We start from the raw sequence: 20257 nt of genomic DNA, 5'->3' as shown, positions 1-20257 counted from the left end.
GGTCATGCCTTGACGTCGCGCAAAGGCACCAGTTTCTGGGCATAGCTGCGAACGATGCCGCTGAAACTGACAACCGCCGGCGATATTGACCGGCCGCTGGCGTGAATCATGACCACGTCGCGTGTGACGACCGGATTACCAAGCGGCCTTGCCGAGACGGCATAATGACGGGCTGCTGCCAGGGCGTAGGTTGGCAGCACCGAAACACCGAGCTTTGCCTCGACCAGCGCCAGCGCGGTTGTGATCAGCGAAACCTCGAATGCAGGCTTTGCCGATAGCTCGGCGGCCTCTGTCGCCATGTCGACCAGCAGCCGGATGCCGCTGCTGCGGGTGAGCGCAATGAGCGGCAAGTCGCGCAGATCCGTCCAACTGACCGCTGCCTTCTCAAGAACAGGATGCCCTTCCGGGCAAAACAGCATCAGATTGTCGCGCATGAGCAGCGTGCGCTCGATTCCCTCGTCAGTGGGCGAGAAGGTGCCCAGCCCGCAATCGGCATTCCCAGCCGCAACGCTGGCCACGATCTCCTCCGTGCCCTTGTCAATGAGTTCGATTGTGATGCCCGGGAAGTCGTTGTGGAACGCCGCGATGGCTTGCGGGAGGATAACAGACGAAAGCAGCGGCGGCGCCGCGACCCGGATCCGGCCGCGGCGCCTTGCGGCCAGATCGCGAACGTTCTGCACGGCATGCTCAAGGTCCTCCATGATCTTCGACGCCGACCCTTGGAATTCGACGCCGGCGGCGGTGAGTTCCACGCGGCGGGTGGTGCGGTCGAACAGACGCAGGCCAAGCTCCGCCTCGAGATCCTTGACTGCTTGGGAAAGGGCGGGCTGAGCAACGTTGAGATTGCGCGAAGCCGTCGAAAAATTGCTGTGTTCGGCGACCGCGAGGAAAGCCTCGATGTGCCGCAGCGCAATTCGCATCGTCATTCCCTCTCATAAGAAAACGCGATCAATTAATACTATAAACCAAGATTGAGAGATATATCGATTACCTGCAAAACATCAATGCACGTTCGAACAAGCAGTTTTGCGGGGCAGCTGTGACAGAAAGCTTCAGTGGTGACCGCACCCCAAGGACAAGCGGTCGACAACACGCGCCTGCGTCGACCCAACAAAAATGCGTTGTGTGGCGGTTGCAGGCGGCGTCACGTCCATTGTGCCCATGGCGCGGCGCAGAGTTCAGCAGGCAAGACAGATCATGACAAGCTATCCCGACCTTGAGCTTTACATCGCTGGAAGATGGAGAGCGAGCAGCGACACGCTGCCCGTACTCAATCCCGCGGACGAAAGCGTGATCGGAGCCCTTGCCATCGCATCCCGCGCCGACCTCGATGACGCGCTGGCTGCGGCCACCGATGGCCACAAGGTCTGGAGCAGGACAGCACCCGCCACACGCGCCGAGGTGATCCTCAAGGCCGCCGCGCTGATGCGCGAGCGCGTCGAGGAAATCGCCTATTCGATCACACTTGAACATGGCAAGCCGCTCGCCCAGGCCAGGCTCGAAGTGCAGCGCGGTTGCGAGTTTTTCGAGTGGGATGCGGCCGAAGCATTGCGCGCCTATGGCCGGGTCATTCCGAGCGCGCCCGACATTCGCTACATCGTTCTGCAGCAGCCGATCGGCCCGGTCGCCGCGTTCTCGCCATGGAACTTCCCGATGAGCCAGCCGTCGCGCAAGGTCGCGGGCGCGTTGGCGGCCGGCTGCTCCATCATCTTGAAGGCGGCGGAGGAGACACCCGCTGGAGCGATTCACATCGCCCGCGCCTTTCACGATGCCGGACTGCCGGCGGGCGTACTTAATCTTGTGTTCGGCATACCAGGGGACATCTCCGCCCACCTTATCCCACAACCTTCAATCCGGCTCGTCGCCTTCACCGGTTCCACGGCCGTGGGCAAGCATTTGACGGAGATCGCTGCACGCAACATGAAGCCCGTTTTGATGGAACTTGGCGGACACGCACCGGTGATTGTCTGCGACGATGTCGATCCGGTCGCTGCCGCGGAGGTTTCGGTGGCCCGCAAGGCGCGCAACACTGGTCAGGTTTGCACCTCACCAACAAGGTTCTTCGTGCACGAGAAGCTCTACGGTGCGTTTGTTGAAACCTTCGCCGAGCGCGCCAAGGCAATCAAGATTGGCAACGGCCTGGAATCCGGGACCCAGATGGGGCCGGTGGCGAACCACCGCAGGAAGAACGCGCTTGAGGCACTGGTGCGCGACGCTCGCGATAAGGGCGCGCGTCTGCTGGCCGGAGGCGAATGCGCGAAGGGCGCCGGTTATTTCTATCCGCTGACGGTCATGGCGGAGCTGCCTGAGGATGCGCGCGCCATGCGCGAGGAACCGTTCGGCCCGCTCGCGCTAATCAACCCGGTGCGCTCGCTGGATGACGCGATCGAAAAGGCGAACGCGCTGCCATTCGGCCTTGCCGCTTACGCGTTTACTCACTCGGCCAGCAACGCCCACCAGCTTTCCGAGCGCATCGAGGCCGGCAACCTGTCGATCAACACGCTAGAGGCCTCGGTCGCTGAAACCCCTTTCGGGGGCGTCAAGGAAAGCGGCTACGGACGCGAAGGCGGCGCGGAGGGTCTGCATCACTACATGACGGTCAAGAACGTCTCCCACCGGATGACCATCTGACCGGCCGGCCACGCCGCAATGCGACTCGCGAGACAGTTTGCCCAACCCAGCAGTTCGAGCCAGGTGACCTGAGATGAAGTTGCTAATCAACGAAGCCTCGCATGAATTCGACGCCGATCCCGAGATGCCGCTGCTTTGGGTGTTGCGCGACCTCCTCGGCCTGACGGGAACGAAGTTCGGCTGCGGGGCGGCGCAGTGCGGCGCCTGCACGGTGCACGTCGACGGCGTGGCAGTCCGCGCTTGCATCACGACGGCATCTTCGGTGGAGGGGCAGGCGATAACAACGATCGAGGGTCTTAACGGCAAGGCGGCAGAAGCCGTGCAAGAAGCTTGGATGAGGCTGGATGTTCCCCAGTGTGGCTATTGCCAGTCAGGACAGATCATGTCCGCAGTCGCGCTGCTCACGGAAAACGCCACGCCTGGTGATGCTGACATCGATGCTGCGATGGACGGCAATCTCTGTCGCTGCAACACCTACCACCGCATCCGTGCCGGAATACACGAGGCCGTTCGGATCATGGAGCGCTGAACGATGGGCCGCCGCCAGACTTACCCCACAAAGGAGCTTTCACGCCGCTCTTTCCTGGTGCTCTCGGCAGTGGCCGGGGGAGGGCTTGTTCTCGGCTTGCCGAACCTTAACGCTTCAGCCGATGAGACATCTGCCCAGACGCCGTTCGAAGCCTATCTGCGGATCGCACCGGACAGTTCCGTAACAGTGCTGTCGGCGCATGTGGAAATGGGGCAGGGCATCTTCTCCGGCATCGCCGCCCTGGTCGCCGAGGAACTTGATGCCGACATCACACAAATGCATGCGGTCGGTGCTTCAGGCAACACCAGGCTTTACAACAACATCACCATGGGCGGGACCATGCAGGAGACGCAAGGCTCCTCGGCCATGTCGTCGTCGTTTGAGCGCTATCGCCGTGCGGGTGCTACAGCGCGTGCCATGCTGGTCACCGCGGCCGCCAGGACATGGAACGTCGCTGAAGAAGAGATCACGGTCGACGCAGGGGTAATCGCGCATCCATCGGGGAAAAGCGCCAGTTTCGGTGAGCTGGTGGAGGCGGCCGTCCGGCAGCCGGTCCCAAGCGATGTGAAACTCAAGGACCCCAAAGACTGGCGCTACATCGGCAGCGAGAAACTTCGACGACTGGACGCCAAGGCGAAGTCATCGGGACGTCAGGACTATACGATCGACATCAAACTACCTGACATGCTGACCGCGGTCGTTGCGCATCCACCCCTGTTCGGCGCCGCAGTGAAATCGTTCGATGCAGCGGCCGCAAAGCGCGTCAAAGGCGTGGTGGACGTTGTGGAGATTTCGCACGGCGTTGCCGTGCTGGGGCAAAACATGTGGGCGGCGATCAAGGGGCGCGAAGCACTGGTTGTCGAGTGGAACAACGACAAGGCGGAAAAGCGCGGCTCCGCCCGGTTGCTGCAAGAGTACAGGGATCTCGCTGCCAGACCCGCGGACGCTCTGGCGGTGAGCAGAGGCGATGCAGATCTGGCCATGGCGGATGCCGCGACCACATTGGAAGCCACGTATGAATTTCCTTTTCTTGCCCACGCTCCAATGGAGCCGCTGAATGCCATCGCACATCGTCTGGGCGATAGGCTGGACCTGTGGGGCGGCTTTCAGATGCCAGACCATTATCAGAAGATCGCGGCCAAGACGGCCGACCTGCCGCAGGACGCGGTGAAGCTTCATGTGACGATGGCCGGCGGTGCCTTTGGCCGGCGCGGCACACCCGACGCGCAGATCGTCGTCGAGGCCATCGAGTGTGCCAAAGCGATCGGATGGCGGGTGCCTGTCAAGGTGCAGTGGACACGCGAGGACGACATAACGGCTGGCCGCTATCGGCCGATGTGCGTTCATGTCTTGAAGGCGGGCTTGACCCAGGAGGGTAAGGTCAGCGCCTGGAAACACCGCATCGTCGGTCAATCGATACTGGCCGGCACCCAATACGAGCAGTATGTGCAGGGCGGCGTCGATCCGAGCCTGACAGAAGGTGCTGCCGATACGCCCTACGGCATTCCCCATTTTGCCGTGGAGGTCAGCAACGCCAAAGTCGGCGTGCCAACGCTCTGGTGGCGTGCGGTCGGCCACAGCCACAACGCCTATGTGATGGAGACGATGATCGATGAGCTTGCGGCTGCTGCAGGCTCGGATCCGATCGAATTTCGCATCGGCCTCTTGGCAGAGCGTCCGCGCCATATCCAAGTGCTCAACCTGGTCGCGGAGAAGGCGAACTGGGGCAAGACGCTTTCCGCCGGCCGGTTCCGGGGTGTGGCGGTGCACGAAACCTATGGCTCCGTTGTTGCCCAAGTGGCCGAAATCGTCGTCGATGGCGATGGCGGCTTCAGAGTCGACCGCGTTGTCTGCGCCATCGACTGTGGCCTGGCTGTGGCGCCGGATCAGATCCGCGCGCAGATGGAAGGCGGCATCGGTTTTGGTTTGGGAGCAACCCTTCATTCCAAGATCACGCTCAGCGACGGCGCCGTCGATCAAACCAATTTTGACACGTATGAGGTCTTACGGCTGAGCGGAATGCCAAAGGTCGAAGTGCACATCGTCCCGCTCACCAGTCCCTCAACCGGTGCCGGCGAAGCAAGCGTGCCGCCGATCGGTCCTGCTGTGGCCAATGCGCTCGCGGCGGCGACGGGCCGGCGGTCGCGGGTGCTTCCGCTACAGCCATTGAGCTGAGCGGCACGTGGAGCCGTCCGGTGGCGGACAGAACGATTTGGCGGGAGTGTCAGGACTGCGGCGTCCGACTTTCCTGCCTGACATTGTCGTCGAACCGCTCGTACGATCTGCCCTGCTTGAAGACCTCGGGCGAGCGGGCGATGTGACGACTGCAGCGGTCATTCCCTGGGACCTTGTGGCGGAAGCCTGCTTGGTGGCGCGACAGTCAGGCATTGTCGCCGGGTTGGGTGTCGCTGCGCTGGCGTTCCGGCTGATTGATCCGAACATCAAAGTGACGGCGATGCTACCGGAGGGGTCTTGGGTGGTTGAAGGCGACATCATTGCCAGCGTGAACGGTCCGGCGCACGGGTTGCTGGCGGCGGAGCGTGTTGCTCTCAACTTTCTTTGCCACATGAGCGGCATCGCCACCGAGACGGCCGCAGTGGTGAGCGCTATCAAGGCTTATTCCGCGCGCCTCACCTGCACGCGCAAGACGACGCCGGGGTTACGCGCGCTTGAGAAATACGCGATTCGCGTCGGTGGCGGCTTGAACCACCGTTTTGGCCTCGATGATGCGGTGCTCATCAAGGACAACCACATCGTGCTCGCGGGCGGGGTGCGACCGGCTATCGAGCGGGCTCGTGCAAGCGTCAGCCATATGATGAAGATCGCAATCGAGGTCGATACGGTGGAACAACTGGCGCAAGCGCTCACGCTTGGCGTCGACTCGGTCCTCCTCGACAATATGGGAACGGCTGTCCTTGAAGAGGCAGTCAGGCTGGCGCGCGGGCGGGCAATCACCGAGGCATCGGGGCGCATCACGCGCACATCCGCACCGAAGGTAGCGGCAACCGGCGTCGATTACATGTCTATGGGCTGGCTGACACACAGCGCGCCGGTCCTCGACATCGGATTGGATATTGCAGATGACGGGTTGTCGCGGTGTTACGCGCAGAGAAATCCCGAACGCGACATGTGCAAGCCATGACCGGCTTCGCGCCTGCAAAACCCGATGAGAAAGGACGGCGCGCCTTGTGGCGTGGCACATCGCTCGGCATGGTTCTGGTTTTCCTGGCGGCCTTGTGCTGGAGTTTTGGCGGAGCCATTGCGCGCTTCGTAGACGTGGACGATGCGTGGACGATTGTGTTTTGGCGCTCATTGTGGGCGGCCACCTTCATTATCAGCTTCATGCTATGGCGTGATGGTTTTCGGGGTACTTTTCAGTCATTCAGCAAGATGGGCCTACCGGGGCTAGCCGTAGCCGGCTGCTTTGCTGTCAACTCCACCGCTTTCGTCATTGCGCTGTCTTACACCACAGTTGCCAACATCCTGTTGATCCAGGCGGCGGTTCCTCTTTTTGCCGCGCTCATCGCATTCGTTGCTTTGGGCGAGCGGATAGCGGGCTCTACATGGTTTGCGATCGTCGCGGTGATTGCAGGCATAGCCGTGATGGTATCGGATTCGCTGGGCGGCAGCGTGTCCCTCATTGGCAACGGGCTGGCACTGATGATTGCCTTTGGGTTCGCTATCGCGACGGTGATTACGCGTCGCTGCGCGCAAATCCCGATGATGTCTGCCACCTGCCTTGGAACAGTCCTTGCAGGGATTGGGGCTTTGACCCGTGCGTCGGGCCTTGTCGTCTCCAGCTCGGACATGATGCTGCTGTTTGCGTTTGGTGCGATTAACCTCGGCCTTGGCCTGGCGCTATTTGTCAGCGGCGCGCGTCTTGTTCCGGCGGCGTCCGCAGCGCTGCTCAGTACATTTGAACCGATCCTTGGCCCAATCTGGGTCTGGTTCTTTCATGCGGAAATTCCGTCAGTCAGAACCATTGCTGGCGGCGCTATGGTCGTGGCGGCACTGTTGGCCTTCCTGATGCGAGGGCTAGTTGCACAAGCGAGAACGCGGCGCCGGAGCTTTTCGGAGGCGCCCGGAGCAAAATGACTACGCCTGCTTCGACGGTCTCGCGGTCACCGTCCGGATGTGCAGGCGAACATTGATTGCAGACATGGCCGCGTGACGTCGAACGGGCACTAATGACGAGACACAACGTTATGAGCACGACAGACCGCCGACAAATGGCTGCGAAGTCGAGGGCGCGGATGAATAAGACCGGCCGTCCTATGGTGTCACGGGAGCAGGTTCTGTCAGGATCCCGACTACGGCTCTGACAGCGGGCAATTGGCCACGCGTGTGCGGCGTCAGGATGGTGGTGGTGATCGTCCCTTCCGTCCAGCCGGGCAGCACGTGAACCATTTCGTTTCGGTTGAGGCCCGGGCCTGCGATGGTTTCCGGCAGACGCGCGATCCCAAGTCCCGCTTTCGCTATCTGAAGCAACACTCCCGCCTCATCGACGCTCAGGCAAGTGCGCGGTGCGATTTGGACCTGCTCTCCCGTCTCGTTGCGAAGGCGCCAGACGGCCGACGCGGAACCGGCGTCGATGCCCGCGTGGTCGGCTAAGTCGAGGGGAGATTGCGGTAGCCCGCGCTGCGCGACGTAGCCCGGCGCGGCCACAAGTATGATCGATTACCCATTGCGGAAAAAATGACGGCTCCCCAGCCCAGCGCCGAGTTATGCGGCGTTTGGCAACCGAGGTCACGTCGCCTTTCTGCCACTTTGCGATCGAGCCAGACCTCGCGCGGCTCGAAAGTTACTGGCCCAATCGCGAAGGTGGGGACGTCGGTGTTGAAGAATAGCGTGGTCCCGACAGAGTACTCGCGAGTCGAAAGGCCCGTGACGAGATCTTCGAGAGCATCGTCGAGTTTTGCGAGCAGCAAGAGAGCTGCGGTTGCCGCAGGAGTCGACATAGGTGTCGTGGCGAGCAGGGGGGGGGTCGATCGTCGTTCGAACCCAATCCCGCCATTCTTGTGGGCGGCGCGACACAAGCCATCGCATCTTGTGACCGGGGGTGCCAGCTGCGACCATTCCGGGAGCGGGACGCCTCGTTTGTCGCCCGCGTGATCTCACGTCAGCCATGCCGCCTCGGCCGGTTTGGTGGGCTCTGAGCGGGTTCGCCGCCATTCGTGTAAGCGGGAATGGCTCGGTAGCGCGAACGGAAAAAGGGATCTGCTGCATGTATCGGCGTCGGGTCAGTTCTGGAAACGGCAACTGTGCGTCGATAGATGGGCACCCAGGTATGCGCAAGAAAGCGGTATTTGAAAAACGCTGATATCGCTGAATCAAGCCTTGCAAGACTATGATGATAGATCGGCTGCCACTGCATCTGGAGAATAGCGCTTTTGGCGAGAACTGCTCTCTATTAGGAAGTTTATGGCGATGCGCGCCCCTCTGATTTGGTATCGAGCTATTCATCTCGGCATTTCGTCGAGGCGAGGATTTGGCATTCACATGGCGGTGCCATCGGCAGACCTCGGGGTTACTCGCTGCGCCTGCCTTCTTTGTCACCCATTTCTCTAAGCAACTGCCGCATGGTCGAATTGCAAAATAAAGTTAGATTGCTTGGTCTTTCGGAGCGCCCGTGTCGTCCGGTGCCTGAAAAAGGGACATCGGCAAACGTTCGAACTTCGAATGTCGCATAACAACACACATCTAGTGCGTAAAATGAAGGGGTCAGAAATGCGCGAGGAAACAGGAGAGCGATATTGCTCGCTAGACGAGCTCAAGCTCTTCATGTCGGGAACGTTCGTCGAAATCGGCATGATGTCCGATGATGCTGATTTTATGGCCGATGTTATATTATCTGCGGAGATGTCTGGCCACGACTGTCACGGACTACGTCGCTTTCCAGAGTATGTCGACAGTGGACGAAGGGGACCTTGCATTCCATCGGCAAGGTTACATATAGAGCGGGACAGAGGTTCTACTGTCATAGCAAACGGGAACCGTGGCTTCGGCAACATTATCCTGCGCGATGCGACCAAAATCGCGATCAAGCGCGCTAAGTTACATGGAGTGTCTGCAATTACGGTGAAGGGCTCTGATGCGGGGGGTCGACTGGCTGACTACTGCGAAATTGCAGCCGAAGCTGGAGTGGCGACAATATTTCTAGCAAACGAATCCGGGGGCGGTCAGCAAGTTGCTCCGCCGGGCGGTATAGAACCGCGCTTGTCGACAAATCCCATCGCTTTTGGAATTCCGCGGGCGAAGGCACCTCATTTGATATTGGACATGGCAACAAGTGCCGTCTCCCATGGACGTTTGAGCGAAGCAAAGGACCGTGGTGAGCCCTTACCTGACACATGGACAAATGGGTTTGGCGCCTTGCGACCGTTCGGGGGCTACAAAGGATTTGGGCTTGCGGTGATCGTTGAGGCATTTGCTGGCGCCCTCACCAGTGGAGGAACGGTGAAACGCGATCCTAAGAGCGAGAATCAGGCCTTTCTGTTGATTGCCATTGACGTTGCACGGTTTAGGGACACGGTCGAATTCTCCGCTGAAGTCGAGCGATTCATTGCGTATGTCAAGGACGTGCCGCTGGAAAATGAGGCAAAAGAAGTTCGGATGCCGGGGGAGGGCGGCCGGCTAGGAAGCAGTCGAAGTGGTTCTAGAGGTATTTTAGTCCGGCCGTTTTTGGTCGATCGTATCAAGGACGCTGTCCGGGGGCTTGATATTTCACTTCCGACATCAATGGTTTAAGGCCTTGATGCTTTTGAGTGCAAGCAACAGATCTTGTCCTTACTTCTTCCCGTCGAAAAGTAATCATCGCGGGGTGCTCTCAAAATGTCGCTGCGCACGCAGTTGATGCAACGGCAGTCAGTCGAGTAGCCGGATGAAGGCTCAACATTGTTACGGATACTATCCTTGTTCGACCGTCTGAAAAAATGCTGACATTGGAGAGGAAAATGCAGTTCATGGCATACAATTCTATTTTTCCTGACGCGTTAGATTCATGTGACCTTCGCGACATAGGCAATGTCGATACGATACGCGATCAGTTCGGCGAAATATATGGTTTCGTTAGGAGACGAGCCGAACCGGCAGGCCTTCTGCTACACGCGGGGATGGCTCTGAAAATATACCATATGATCCGCGACGACCGGCCGCTTCAACAAGGGACCGCCGAAGGCCTCGAAGAGTTCATTTGCAAGGAGATCGACCGCGGCAATGTTGATTGTAAACAACATATCGGCTTCGCGATCCTAGGTCAGGGCTTCTTGTCGATCAGTTGCTGGGGGAAGGGTAATGGTCTTTACGTTCAGACATATTCGGTCGAGGATAGTTATCCGAATTTGACACGCAAGACACTTGAGAAGACTGCGGTTGCTTGTACGTGGGACAGCAGAATCATGTTCCACGAGGTGCTAGCCTGGCATGAGTATCTCAAAACGTCACGTACACATGCCCACAAGGTGGCCTATCTTTCAAACATGGTTTCTGGTTACCTCGACGAAGCGCCAAATGTTTCGCTTCCTGATCCCAACGCGTTTGTTTCGTTCGACCGCGTGATCCAGGACCGTTGATGGCTAGCCGGTTTGGACGATGACCTGCGTGACGCCGTAAAGAAGCTCGCAGCTTTCACCCTGACGCTGTGGCCGAATACAGTTTTCGATCGAACCCGAAATCGCCGACGCGGACCCGCTGCTCGTCTTAGATGAGACAATAAAGCATCTCCGCTTACACGTCCTGCCGATAAGGTCGCCGAACGTGCGATCGATCTGAGCAGTGGGGGCGCAACATTGCAGCGATCCCTTTCGTGTGTGAGGCCTCTGGGCATTTCGACCTCCTCGCCGAGGCTCAGGGGACCATTCATGAGGCAAACGCGCCGCAATCAAACGCTCCAGCGCCATCTCAATCAGAGGTTATGAATTTCTGGGCCCTCTGCGACTTGGGAGGACGAAGCTCTCGCCTCACTTTGTTCGCCTTTTCGCTGACCGCCACCCACCGTTTTTCGGCTTCTTCACGGGGGACGGCAATCCCTTTCGACTCAGACGGAGAATGTGGAAACCCGATTGCGGCATCATCGTCCCAGCCAAATTCAACTTTCTCGCCCAATCGGATTTCAGCCGTGTCCCAAGGCATTCGCAAAAGTGTTACTTCAGTTCCGCCCATCGTCGTTAGTACCACACGCAATGTGCTTCCAACAAAGACTGCATCCTTCACTATGGCAGGTATCCGAAGCGCATCATTTCTATCCGTTGTGATCCTAACGCGTTCGGGACGGACGGCCACCATACATTGCGAACCTGCCGGAACCGAAGAAGCAAATCTCGCTGAGCTCAGATAACTATTCTCAACAAGAACTGATGCCGTGTCGGGCCTGCTCTCTATTACTTTGGCGGGGAGGAAATTCGTCTCACCGAGAAAACCTGCAACGAACTGCGTTGCAGGAGCATTGTAAAGTTCTTTTGGGGATCCGATTTGCTCTATTCTGCCCCGACAAAACACAGCAATTCGGTCAGACATCGACAGCGCTTCGGTTTGATCGTGGGTTACAGAAATCATGGTTATTCCCAGACGATCATGCAGAGATCTGATTTCGTATTGCATTTCTTCACGAAGATTTTTGTCAAGCGCTCCCAACGGTTCGTCTAGAAGTAGCATTTCAGGGTTGAAGATCAATGCGCGAGCTAACGCGACACGCTGCTGTTGTCCTCCTGACAACTGCGTCGGCTTTCTGTTGGCGTATTCAACCATGTGGACCATATCGAGTGCCGTACGACACCGCTCGGACATCTCGACTTTTTCCACACCACGCATCTTAAGTGGAAAGCAGATATTCTCAGACACGGTCATATGTGGAAAAAGTGCATAGTTCTGGAACACGACGCCGAAGTTTCTCAGGTGCGGCGCCTTCTTGTTCAGGGGCTTGCCTCGGAAAAGGATAGACCCGGACGTGACATCCTGAAATCCTGCCAGAAGCATAAGTGCCGTGGTCTTTCCAGAGCCAGACGGGCCTAACAATGACAATAGCTCGCCCTCGACAATATCCAAGTCAATATTATCCAGCGCGAAAACTTTGTCTCCGTACGATTTAGATACATTAATAAGCTGGCAAATTACGCTGACACTTGCATAAGTCATCGAAGGTATTGATCTCCATGAGGGTTAAACCGTTCCATACTTTGCGCGAGTCTTGCGTCGCGCCGCCGTTCCAGCAGCACGAATGCCAACAACAAAACGATGGAGATCAGGGTTGTCATGACAGAGACCACTGCAACTGACGGATTAATGTTGTCCGTCATCCCGGCGAATATTTTCTTCGGCAGGGTAATCTGCGCCGCATCGGTCAGAAAGAGAGAGATAATCGACTCATCGAAAGATGCCTGGAAAGCATACACCGCGCCGGCCAGAACCCCTGGAGCAATGGATGGTAATAAAACGTAACGCGTGGCCTGATATGGATTAGCGCCTAAGCTGATTGCGGCATAGAATAGCCGGGTGTCGAACTTCTTCAATGAGGCAAGTGCGGTAGTAACAACAAAAGGAATGCCCAAGGCGGTATGGGCCGCAATCAAGCCGAGCCTGGTCTGGGTCAGACCCGCATTGTTATAGTAGATAAAAATTGCCAATGCCGCCACGACGGTGGGCATTACCAGCGGAAACAGGAAAAATCCCTGCACAAGAAATAAGAATCGGCTTCGATGATATGCGAGTCCTATGGCAGCCAACCCCCCGAGTACTAAAGCAAGCCCTGAAGCAGAAATAGCCGTAATAAAGCTGTTAAACGCTGCAAGACGCCAGCCCCCATCATTGAATACAAACAAATACCACTTTAAGGATGGGCCGTTCCTCGGCAACGTGAAAAACTCTCCGCCGTTGAGGGAGATTGGAACCATCGCAAAGAACGGGAGGATAAGAAATGCAATAACGGTCAAGCCGAGCGCAGTACCAAGGTTGGTAAGTGAACTGGATGATATGGTCATATTGTGACATGCCTTGCTCGTGCCACAGACCTGATGAGTGAAATACATGCCGAAGCCGTCAGACCCGCGGTTATCATAACGATCATCAGCCAGATACTTAGCGCTGCCGCGCTATGCCAGTCACCGATCCTTTGGCCGTAGAAGGCGGTGTAGAAGCTCACCATTTGATCGCCACTTCCGCCAAGAAGCAGCGGCGTCAGATAGAACCCGGCCGTCAGTGTGAAAACAATCAGTAGACCTGCGCTGATCGAGGTAGAAAGTTGTGGGACGTAGACCAGCAATAAGGCCCGCAAAGGGGTTGCCCCCATGCTCAGGCCGGCTCGGAGTTGCTCCGGCGGGATTTTGCGCATGCCATCATAGAGCGGCAGGATCATGTAGGGCAGCAGGATGTGGGTCATGCCCACGATGACTGCTACACGCGTACCCAAAAGTCCCTCACCACCTTCGCCAAGGAATGTCTCCGACAGGCCATTTAGAACGCCCTCTCTTTGAAACACGACGATCCAAATCAATGTCCTGGCGAGAATTGGTGTCCAAAAACAAACCAAGACCAGAAAAAAGATGTTGGCTGACATTCTTTTGGATGTAACGTGCAGCAAGTAAGCCACGGGCAGGCCGAACGCCAAACATAAAATACTTACCATGGAGCCGGTTACGATAGTGCGTAGGAAGATTGTGAAGAAATGGACGCGCCCGCCCGGGACCGATTCCGAGATATCGGTCGTAGGCCACGGAGCTGTAGATTTTAGGTACCTTAGCGTCAGACGTGCTCGCGATGCATCAATGGCCGCCCATGTTTCCGGCGCCAGCCAAAGCTCGCTTTGCGCAGCAAACCAGTCCTTATGTGAGAGGACGTTCCCTTTTTCGCTCGAGATAGACTTGCTCGTTACGAGGAGAATCCGGCGCATCTCCGGATTTGTGTTACTTAATTCCCCAGCAATCCTTCCGAGCTCGATACGAGTGGATGCCTTGATATCCGCGAACAGAGCCGCATAGGCAGCCTCCGAGGCCAGTCCTTCAGTGCCGTCTCGCCCCAGAGCGGCATGGGTCTCTTTCAATGCGCTCGACAGATCATCCTTCATAAAACCTTGCGACAGAAAAAGAAAAACCGGGACAACAAAGAAGTATCCGATGAAAAGGGTTGCAGGTAAAATAAGCGCTGCAAAGAACAGTTGGCGCATCACGTTTGGCCGCAATCTGTTGGAGTTTCGCGCAATGATGCGCGGAAAAATTCCGCGCATCCAAGACTGTTCAATCAAAAAGCTATTTGCTTGCGATCCAAGATTCGAGTGCCTGCTGCCATTGGTCGAGCCGGCCCGCCCAGAAGTCGTAGTCGTCGTTGACCGCGTAACGAAGGTTGGCCGGGTTCGCGGGCTGTAGGTCTCGCTGCTCGGGCGTCAAAAGCTCGTAAGCCTTCTTGTTTGCGCCGCCATATGGAAACATCTCCATAAACTTGGCCTGGCGCTCCGGTGAGGCCGTCGACGCTATATAATCCATCGCGCTAGCTTGGTCGTTCGTATTCGCGGGGATGACAAAGGCATTCATCCCCAGATTATACCCGGCGGACCAGAGTATCTTGAATATTCCGCCCGTTTCGTCATTCGCTGAATTAATACGCGCGTTCCAACCAAGCGCCATGTCGTAACTTCCAGACACCAGTCCCTGCGCGAATTCAGCGCCTGTCGAGAAGAAGACGACACGGTCCTTGATCTCATCGAGCTTCGCAAAAACTCGCTTTTGCGCATCGGGCTTACGCAATTCTGCATTTACATCCTCTGGTCGAACTCCGTCGGCCAGCAAGGCAGCGACAGCCACAGACTGAACATATCGCGACAATCCGCGCGTGCCGGGGAATTTCTTGATGTCCCAAAAATCTTGCCATGTAGTTGGTTCGTGAGTGGGAAAGCGCGTGGTGTTTATAACCAGCACGGTGCCCACAGCAGCAGAGGCGATCGCACATTCATGAATCGATGACGGGATATAGTCACTTTGCGGAAGGCGTGATTTGTCAATCGGCAACAAGAGGCCTTCGCTGCAGGCTTCATTGGCGATCATCATTTCGAGTTCCACGACATCCCACTTACCTTTTGGCGTCGACGCGACGGCCCGGATCGCCCCCAGGCTATCGTCCGTGATGTCGCCAATGATCTTTGTGCCTGTTTCGGAAGTGAATGGATCCCAATAGGCGGCTTTCGCGGCCTCAGTCCAAGCCCCTCCAAAGGTCGCAACATTCAAATCTTTAGCCGTTGCCACACCTGCGCTTCCGAGGGCGGCAAAGCATATTAGCGCTTTGGCGCTTCTCTTTACATTTAAGCTTCGCATAAACGAGTTCCCTTCCATTTTTTTGCGTTTGTAAAGTTGAGTTTATCGTCTTGATATTCGGCGTGGCCGGGATCGGCCGGTCGTCGGCGTCCATCATCTCTAATGCGATGGTGCGATCGGTGGGCTTCCGGGTTGTGCCCTACCTTTTGGGAGATCTGATCAGCCGCGAAACTTGCCGCCACTGACATTCAGGACGCTCCCGCTGACCCAGTCACCACCCGGTCCGAGGAGATAAAGACAAGCGTGAGTCACGGGCTCAGGACCACCTTCACCCAGGGGAAAGACCGTCTTGTATTGTTCGAGCTCTTTTGCGGTCATAGCTGTTCCAGTTCCGGTGGGGCCGGGCGCAATGGCGTTGACCAGGATGCCAGAGTTTTCAACCTGGGCCGACAGCGCGACTGTGAGTCCGTTGACCCCCGCTTTCGCTGCATTGTAAGCCACGGAGATGCCCGAGTTGATTGTTGCGCTTCGCGCTGCAACCGAGCTGATCAACACAATACGTCCAGTACGGCGTGCTATCATATGGGGCAGGACTGCGCGGGCACACCACCAGACGGCATTTAGATCGACATCTATGATCTCGCGCCAGTGGTCAGGGGATTCCGACCACGCGCAGCCTGGTGGGGCATCCATTCCCGCACAATGAATCAAGGCGTCGATGGGGCCAAGGTTTTTGATGATGTCATCAAAAACCCTCTGCACCGCCGATTGATCCGTCACGTCGCATAGCTGGGTTGCTATGTCGCCGCGAATTTCTTGCGACAATGTCAGCAGTCGGGCGTGATCTCGGTCGACTGCCACAACCTTTACCTCCGCTTCGATCAGACCGCGTGTTATGCTACTTCCGATCCCACCTGCGGCGCCTGTTACTACCACGCGCTGTCCCGCCAATGTGCGGCCGGCGATCATCTTTGTTCTCCTGCACATCCGATATCAAATTCTAGGGTGGCGCGGGGCGCACCGGCTAACGGCCCCCCCTCAGTAACAATAGCGAAGAGTCTTTGTTTCATATGGCTCCCGGATAGGTCTGGCGATTGCAGGCCAATGACCGTAGATAGGCGAACTAGGCGTAGGTTAACAATCACCATTGGTTGGTCGAATATTCAACCGATCAATGGTCTGAAGCAATCTGCGCCAAGACGGCATCGGCTGAGAACCGGCTGCTTCGAGATGTTTTGTTGGCGGCGCCTGCCTAGTCTGGAGCAGGCAGATCAAACCGGCTCGACCCGTAGCCCGCACACCCGCACTAACAATCACGCAACACAACTATGCGGTGCGCTGAGAAATCAAACGCCCACAATTGAACAACCCAGAGCCGTGCGATGAGTAAGATCCAAGTGGCAACCGCGACAAGGTGGCAAGTGACTGATGGTGATGAGGGTATATGAGGAGCTTTTCCTCGTGGTCGAGACTGTAAGGTCAAGATGTACTTTGCGACCCCATAGTGGAGACTACCCGAGGACTCCGCGCACAGGCCCGATTGGTGGTTGTCCAGCGTGGGACCGCGTCAGTATGGTGTGCGCCTCTCCGGATCGAGCGTTCTCCGCGGCGAACCGCCTCGCGATAGGGAAGGCTCAGCGGTATTCGCGGCGGGCCGTGATTTTTGCCGTCCCAGATGTTTCGTAGAAAGCCTTGATGAAAGGTTGAAGTTCAATCGCCATATTCCGAAGCTCTAGTTCCTGCGGAAGAACTGGACCGCGCAGGCGATCGCTAAGTTCCCGGATGGTTCCAACCTCATCCACATTGACAAAGACACCCCCGCTTAGAACGGTTTTCCCTTCTATCACTACCATATGCACGGCTCCTGACTTCGCTCGCTGGACCAGCGCATCGACGATCGGCACTTCAGCATCGAGATAAGGACTAGAAACGTTCGACCAGTCGACCAGCACGAGATCGGCTGATCTGCCGACTTCTATGCGCCCGATCTTACCTTTGAATGGTGTTGTATCGCCTCCGCCCTCGGTCGCCATCTGGAACACCTCGCAGCACGTCAGGATCCCACCGGGCTCCATGCCCGGCGTGCGATTAGAATGAAGCACAAGTCGCATTTCTTGTAGCATGTCCCGGTCATCGTTAAGGCCAGCCTCGTCGATACCCATGGCCACACCTATGTTTCGGCGGCGCATTGCCCGAACAGGTGCCATTCCACTGCGCAGCCGCATGTTCGAACTGCAATTGTGGCAGATGTGTACTCCTTCCTCTGCAACCCGGTCCAGACTGGCTTCGTCCAGCCACACGCCATGACCCAAGGTCAGACGATCATTTAGGAGGCCGCGCTCCCTAAGAAATTGAACGATGGAACCTCCAGGCGCTCTATGCCGCGCGTAGTAGTCTTGATAGGTCGTTTCAAGAAGATGCATATGCATCGGCACGTTGGCATCCGCTGAGCATTGCCCAACAAGTTCGAGGGCTCGGTCAGAACACCATTGAAGATTCACCGGAGCCAACTGAATCGCCCTGCTCTTATGACCCTTCGCATCTTCTCGAAGAGCGTCGAACAGCTCGAAATTTGCTTCCAGTCGGATGGCCTGGTTTTTGACATGCGCCATTGCTCTGGATTTCAACGGTCCAGGGAGCCGCGCTGCGAATATTTCGTCGTCCTCATAGACCATGCGGTTCTGGTCGCGGACCCCAAAGGAGTACGAGACTCGCATTCCGATATCGTCATAGGCACGCAAGATTTCATTTGAGTTGGCGTAGATATTCTCGATCGGGCCGACAAGGCGACCCTGCAAATGCTGCACTGTGGTTACACCAGATCTAACCATCTCGAACGCCGAGTACATCGTATCCAGGTACGGAGGTACAGCCTTGCCGCCAGTTCGGCGGTTGATCCAAAGTTCCAATGGAAGATCTGGGGAACCGAGTTGAAAGGGTGTTACTCCCTGATGGTGATGGGCATTTACAAAGCCTGGAAATACGACATCGTTGCTTGAGCCGAGGAGTTCCGCATGGGGTGAACCCCGAACCAATTCGTCCTTCGGGCCCACGCGCACAATTCTGCCATCGGCAATTTCTGCTGCACCGTTGGCGATGATTTCGGCCACCCCTGAGCGAGAAATTCCCGCGATTAAATGCCCGCCCCAGACTATCTTGTTCATGTTTTGCGTCCCTTGTGTCTCGCCTTATGGATGATGGGCGACCCATGTCTTGCGATGTCGATTCTTCTACAACACTAAACGCAGCCACTCGCCTCGGCACAATCTATGAATTTGTGATCAAGGAGGTTGCCGCTGTGCTCACGAACTCCGGAAGGCCCGGCCGTGTCCGCGCATTTCTTCAATGGCGCAGTTTCCGCGTTTTCTTCACAGTTGGTGGCAAATTGTACCGCGACTGTGGCGCCGGAAGGCAATTGGAGATGCGGCGGGTGGGGGCCGTATCCGACCAGGTCCGATGCCGCGTTCAAGAAATTGGAATCGTCCATGCACAAAATCAGAATATACTCAGGCTGAATGTCCGCTGAGTTTGAGATTCTCGGCAGCAATGTCGAATTGTTTGATGAGGTACGTCCATAAAGCTTTGTTATCGGTTCGTCGGCGAGTTGAACTCCAGAGTCGGCGTGAGTCGCCATGATCCGATGCCAATCGGTCGCCAGCCTGCAAGCTATAAGTTCTGCATGTAGGAACGGCTGAGAAATTATTCGATTTCCGACTGTCGGCGTAATAGACCGCCTCGGATGTCAACATGCTCGCAAAAATCGAAGGCAAGATCATCAACATAGCTTCCAAGCTTGCCGATGCCGAAGAGCCACTTCTGATTCCGCACACGTCGCGAAAGGCGGCTCGAGAACCAGGGCAAACGCAATCGCCGTGGAACAGTATGGCTTTACTGGACAATTCTTGCTCACAATTTGAACTGAAGAATCTAATTTAAGAGAGCCGGCGAACTTCAACGAAGAAACGTGGGTTGGCGTGCCGTTGAAGCAGCGCCGACCAATATCGAAAAGACGGACTGAAACAGGAGTTGATAAGATATGGATCTCGGGCTGAATGGAAAGGTGGCGCTGGTGCTCGGTGGGGGCGGAGGTCTGGGCGGCGCTATTGCCCAGACTCTTGCGCGTGAAGGTGCCATTGTCGCGGTAGCTGACATCGCCATGGATGCTGCGGTCAAGACGGTCGCCGCTATTGAGGGTGGCTCAACCAGGGCAATGGCGCTTGGCTGGGACCTCGCTGATCTTAATGCAATCGGTCAGAATTTGAGCAACATTGAAAACAGGTTCGGCTCGATAGAGATACTGGTCAACATCACAGGCGGTCCGCCCCCGACACCGGTTTCGGGTCAAGATCCGGCTGCTTGGCGCAAACACTTCGATTCCATGGTGCTATCAGTGATAGCGATCACGGATGCTGTCCTCCCAGCCATGCGCGAAAAAAAATGGGGCCGGATAATCACCTCAGCATCGTCGGGGGTTGTATCGCCCATCCCCAATCTTGGGATTTCGAACGCGCTTCGCCTATCGCTTGTCGGCTGGTCGAAGACATTGGCCGGCGAGGTCGGACGCGATGGCGTGACTGCCAATGTTGTGCTTCCCGGGCGCATTGCAACCCAGCGTATCGCCTTCCTCGACGAACAGAAAGCCAAACGCGAGGGGAGTACGGTTGCTGATGTTTCGGCACAGAGCGAAGCGTCGATCGCCGTCGGTCGTTATGGACGCCCTGACGAGTATGCCGATACTATTGCATTCCTTGCAAGCCAGCGAGCATCCTATATCACCGGCTCGGTCATCCGTGTCGACGGCGGGCTGATCCAGAGTGTGTAATGCCAAGTGAAGACGTTGGGCGGTCCCCGCATTGCCCCA

At 57.0% G+C, this 20257-nt stretch carries 17 protein-coding genes; 9 read left to right on the top strand and 8 right to left on the bottom strand.

The features are described from left to right. Positions 1-2: 2 nt before the first annotated feature. On the bottom strand, positions 3-926 hold the full coding sequence (locus CIT31_RS29395; protein WP_245316507.1) for a LysR family transcriptional regulator: 924 nt from the start codon (positions 924-926) through the stop codon (positions 3-5). A gap of 271 nt (positions 927-1197) precedes the next feature. Between CIT31_RS29395 and CIT31_RS29390 the strand changes: the two genes are divergently transcribed. The 5 genes from CIT31_RS29390 (at position 1198) to CIT31_RS29370 (ending at position 7255) form a co-directional block, all read left to right on the top strand. Then, positions 1198-2631: an NAD-dependent succinate-semialdehyde dehydrogenase gene (locus CIT31_RS29390; RefSeq protein WP_095521516.1), complete on the top strand. Its 1434-nt coding sequence runs from the start codon at positions 1198-1200 to the stop codon at positions 2629-2631. A 73-nt stretch (positions 2632-2704) separates the two neighbouring features. After that, positions 2705-3160, top strand: a complete 456-nt coding sequence (locus CIT31_RS29385; protein ID WP_095521404.1) for a (2Fe-2S)-binding protein — start codon at positions 2705-2707, stop codon at positions 3158-3160. Positions 3161-3163: 3 nt separating this feature from the next. After that, complete coding sequence (locus CIT31_RS29380; RefSeq protein ID WP_095521403.1) at positions 3164-5335, top strand: xanthine dehydrogenase family protein molybdopterin-binding subunit; 2172 nt, start codon at positions 3164-3166, stop codon at positions 5333-5335. Between the two features lie 55 nt (positions 5336-5390). Further along, the gene (nadC, locus tag CIT31_RS29375; RefSeq protein ID WP_245316523.1) at positions 5391-6302 is read left to right on the top strand and encodes a carboxylating nicotinate-nucleotide diphosphorylase; all 912 of its coding nucleotides are present in this window, start codon (positions 5391-5393) and stop codon (positions 6300-6302) included. Further along, positions 6299-7255, top strand: a complete 957-nt coding sequence (locus CIT31_RS29370) for a DMT family transporter (RefSeq protein ID WP_425350676.1) — start codon at positions 6299-6301, stop codon at positions 7253-7255. The genes nadC and CIT31_RS29370 overlap by 4 nt, the downstream gene beginning before the upstream one ends. 177 nt (positions 7256-7432) lie before the next feature. Here the strand turns inward: CIT31_RS29370 and CIT31_RS36210 are convergent, their stop codons facing one another. Further along, entirely contained in the window at positions 7433-7825 is a 393-nt protein-coding gene (locus CIT31_RS36210) for a LysR substrate-binding domain-containing protein (protein ID WP_165778593.1), read from the bottom strand. 1014 nt (positions 7826-8839) lie between these two features. On the opposite strand from CIT31_RS36210, the gene CIT31_RS29360 reads away from it, so the two are divergent. Together CIT31_RS29360 and CIT31_RS29355 are read left to right on the top strand one after the other, a co-directional pair. Next, positions 8840-9907: an Ldh family oxidoreductase gene (locus tag CIT31_RS29360; RefSeq protein WP_095521401.1), complete on the top strand. Its 1068-nt coding sequence runs from the start codon at positions 8840-8842 to the stop codon at positions 9905-9907. A gap of 206 nt (positions 9908-10113) precedes the next feature. Next, positions 10114-10731: a hypothetical protein gene (locus CIT31_RS29355; protein ID WP_133116228.1), complete on the top strand. Its 618-nt coding sequence runs from the start codon at positions 10114-10116 to the stop codon at positions 10729-10731. 328 nt (positions 10732-11059) lie between these two features. On the opposite strand, the gene CIT31_RS29350 is transcribed toward CIT31_RS29355, so the two are convergent. The 6 genes from CIT31_RS29350 to CIT31_RS29325 all read right to left on the bottom strand — a co-directional run bounded on the left by CIT31_RS29350 (position 11060) and on the right by CIT31_RS29325 (position 18560). Next, positions 11060-12292: an ABC transporter ATP-binding protein gene (locus CIT31_RS29350; protein ID WP_095521399.1), complete on the bottom strand. Its 1233-nt coding sequence runs from the start codon at positions 12290-12292 to the stop codon at positions 11060-11062. Further along, the gene (locus CIT31_RS29345; protein ID WP_165778592.1) at positions 12289-13134 is read right to left on the bottom strand and encodes an ABC transporter permease; all 846 of its coding nucleotides are present in this window, start codon (positions 13132-13134) and stop codon (positions 12289-12291) included. The genes CIT31_RS29350 and CIT31_RS29345 overlap by 4 nt, the downstream gene beginning before the upstream one ends. Continuing rightward, complete coding sequence (locus CIT31_RS29340) at positions 13131-14393, bottom strand: ABC transporter permease (RefSeq protein WP_133116227.1); 1263 nt, start codon at positions 14391-14393, stop codon at positions 13131-13133. The genes CIT31_RS29345 and CIT31_RS29340 overlap by 4 nt, the downstream gene beginning before the upstream one ends. Positions 14394-14397: 4 nt before the next feature. After that, positions 14398-15456 (bottom strand): extracellular solute-binding protein, encoded by a 1059-nt coding sequence (locus CIT31_RS29335; RefSeq protein ID WP_165778591.1) that lies wholly within the window; start codon positions 15454-15456, stop codon positions 14398-14400. A gap of 159 nt (positions 15457-15615) precedes the next feature. Next, a complete protein-coding gene (locus tag CIT31_RS29330; RefSeq protein ID WP_165778590.1) occupies positions 15616-16365 on the bottom strand; it encodes an SDR family NAD(P)-dependent oxidoreductase in 750 nt (249 codons plus the stop codon). Positions 16366-17030: 665 nt separating this feature from the next. Beyond that, complete coding sequence (locus tag CIT31_RS29325) at positions 17031-18560, bottom strand: amidohydrolase family protein (RefSeq protein ID WP_095521394.1); 1530 nt, start codon at positions 18558-18560, stop codon at positions 17031-17033. Positions 18561-19143: 583 nt separating this feature from the next. On the opposite strand from CIT31_RS29325, the gene CIT31_RS33955 reads away from it, so the two are divergent. Together CIT31_RS33955 and CIT31_RS29320 are read left to right on the top strand one after the other, a co-directional pair. Further along, positions 19144-19332 (top strand): hypothetical protein, encoded by a 189-nt coding sequence (locus CIT31_RS33955; RefSeq protein WP_133116226.1) that lies wholly within the window; start codon positions 19144-19146, stop codon positions 19330-19332. Between the two features lie 100 nt (positions 19333-19432). Continuing rightward, positions 19433-20218 (top strand): SDR family oxidoreductase, encoded by a 786-nt coding sequence (locus tag CIT31_RS29320; protein ID WP_095521393.1) that lies wholly within the window; start codon positions 19433-19435, stop codon positions 20216-20218. Positions 20219-20257: the final 39 nt, after the last annotated feature.

Source organism: Mesorhizobium wenxiniae (assembly GCF_002284535.1).
GTDB classification, from domain to species: Bacteria; Pseudomonadota; Alphaproteobacteria; order Rhizobiales; family Rhizobiaceae; genus Mesorhizobium; species Mesorhizobium wenxiniae.
Note: the sequence above shows the minus strand (reverse complement) of the source record. Positions and strands in the feature narration are given on the sequence as shown.

What these genes read in the sequence shown, in the direction of transcription:
- CIT31_RS29330 (WP_165778590.1), bottom strand. Translation starts at nt 16,365, where the DNA reads ATGATCGCCGGCCGCACATTGGCGGGACAGCGCGTGGTAGTAACAGGC.
- CIT31_RS29335 (WP_165778591.1), bottom strand. Translation starts at nt 15,456, where the DNA reads ATGCGAAGCTTAAATGTAAAGAGAAGCGCCAAAGCGCTAATATGCTTT.
- CIT31_RS29370 (WP_425350676.1), top strand. Translation starts at nt 6,299, where the DNA reads ATGACCGGCTTCGCGCCTGCAAAACCCGATGAGAAAGGACGGCGCGCC.
- CIT31_RS29395 (WP_245316507.1), bottom strand. Translation starts at nt 926, where the DNA reads ATGACGATGCGAATTGCGCTGCGGCACATCGAGGCTTTCCTCGCGGTC.
- CIT31_RS29350 (WP_095521399.1), bottom strand. Translation starts at nt 12,292, where the DNA reads ATGACTTATGCAAGTGTCAGCGTAATTTGCCAGCTTATTAATGTATCT.
- CIT31_RS29380 (WP_095521403.1), top strand. Translation starts at nt 3,164, where the DNA reads ATGGGCCGCCGCCAGACTTACCCCACAAAGGAGCTTTCACGCCGCTCT.
- CIT31_RS29355 (WP_133116228.1), top strand. Translation starts at nt 10,114, where the DNA reads ATGCAGTTCATGGCATACAATTCTATTTTTCCTGACGCGTTAGATTCA.
- CIT31_RS29345 (WP_165778592.1), bottom strand. Translation starts at nt 13,134, where the DNA reads ATGACCATATCATCCAGTTCACTTACCAACCTTGGTACTGCGCTCGGC.
- CIT31_RS29385 (WP_095521404.1), top strand. Translation starts at nt 2,705, where the DNA reads ATGAAGTTGCTAATCAACGAAGCCTCGCATGAATTCGACGCCGATCCC.
- CIT31_RS33955 (WP_133116226.1), top strand. Translation starts at nt 19,144, where the DNA reads ATGCTCGCAAAAATCGAAGGCAAGATCATCAACATAGCTTCCAAGCTT.
- CIT31_RS29360 (WP_095521401.1), top strand. Translation starts at nt 8,840, where the DNA reads ATGTCGCATAACAACACACATCTAGTGCGTAAAATGAAGGGGTCAGAA.
- CIT31_RS29320 (WP_095521393.1), top strand. Translation starts at nt 19,433, where the DNA reads ATGGATCTCGGGCTGAATGGAAAGGTGGCGCTGGTGCTCGGTGGGGGC.
- CIT31_RS29325 (WP_095521394.1), bottom strand. Translation starts at nt 18,560, where the DNA reads ATGAACAAGATAGTCTGGGGCGGGCATTTAATCGCGGGAATTTCTCGC.
- CIT31_RS29390 (WP_095521516.1), top strand. Translation starts at nt 1,198, where the DNA reads ATGACAAGCTATCCCGACCTTGAGCTTTACATCGCTGGAAGATGGAGA.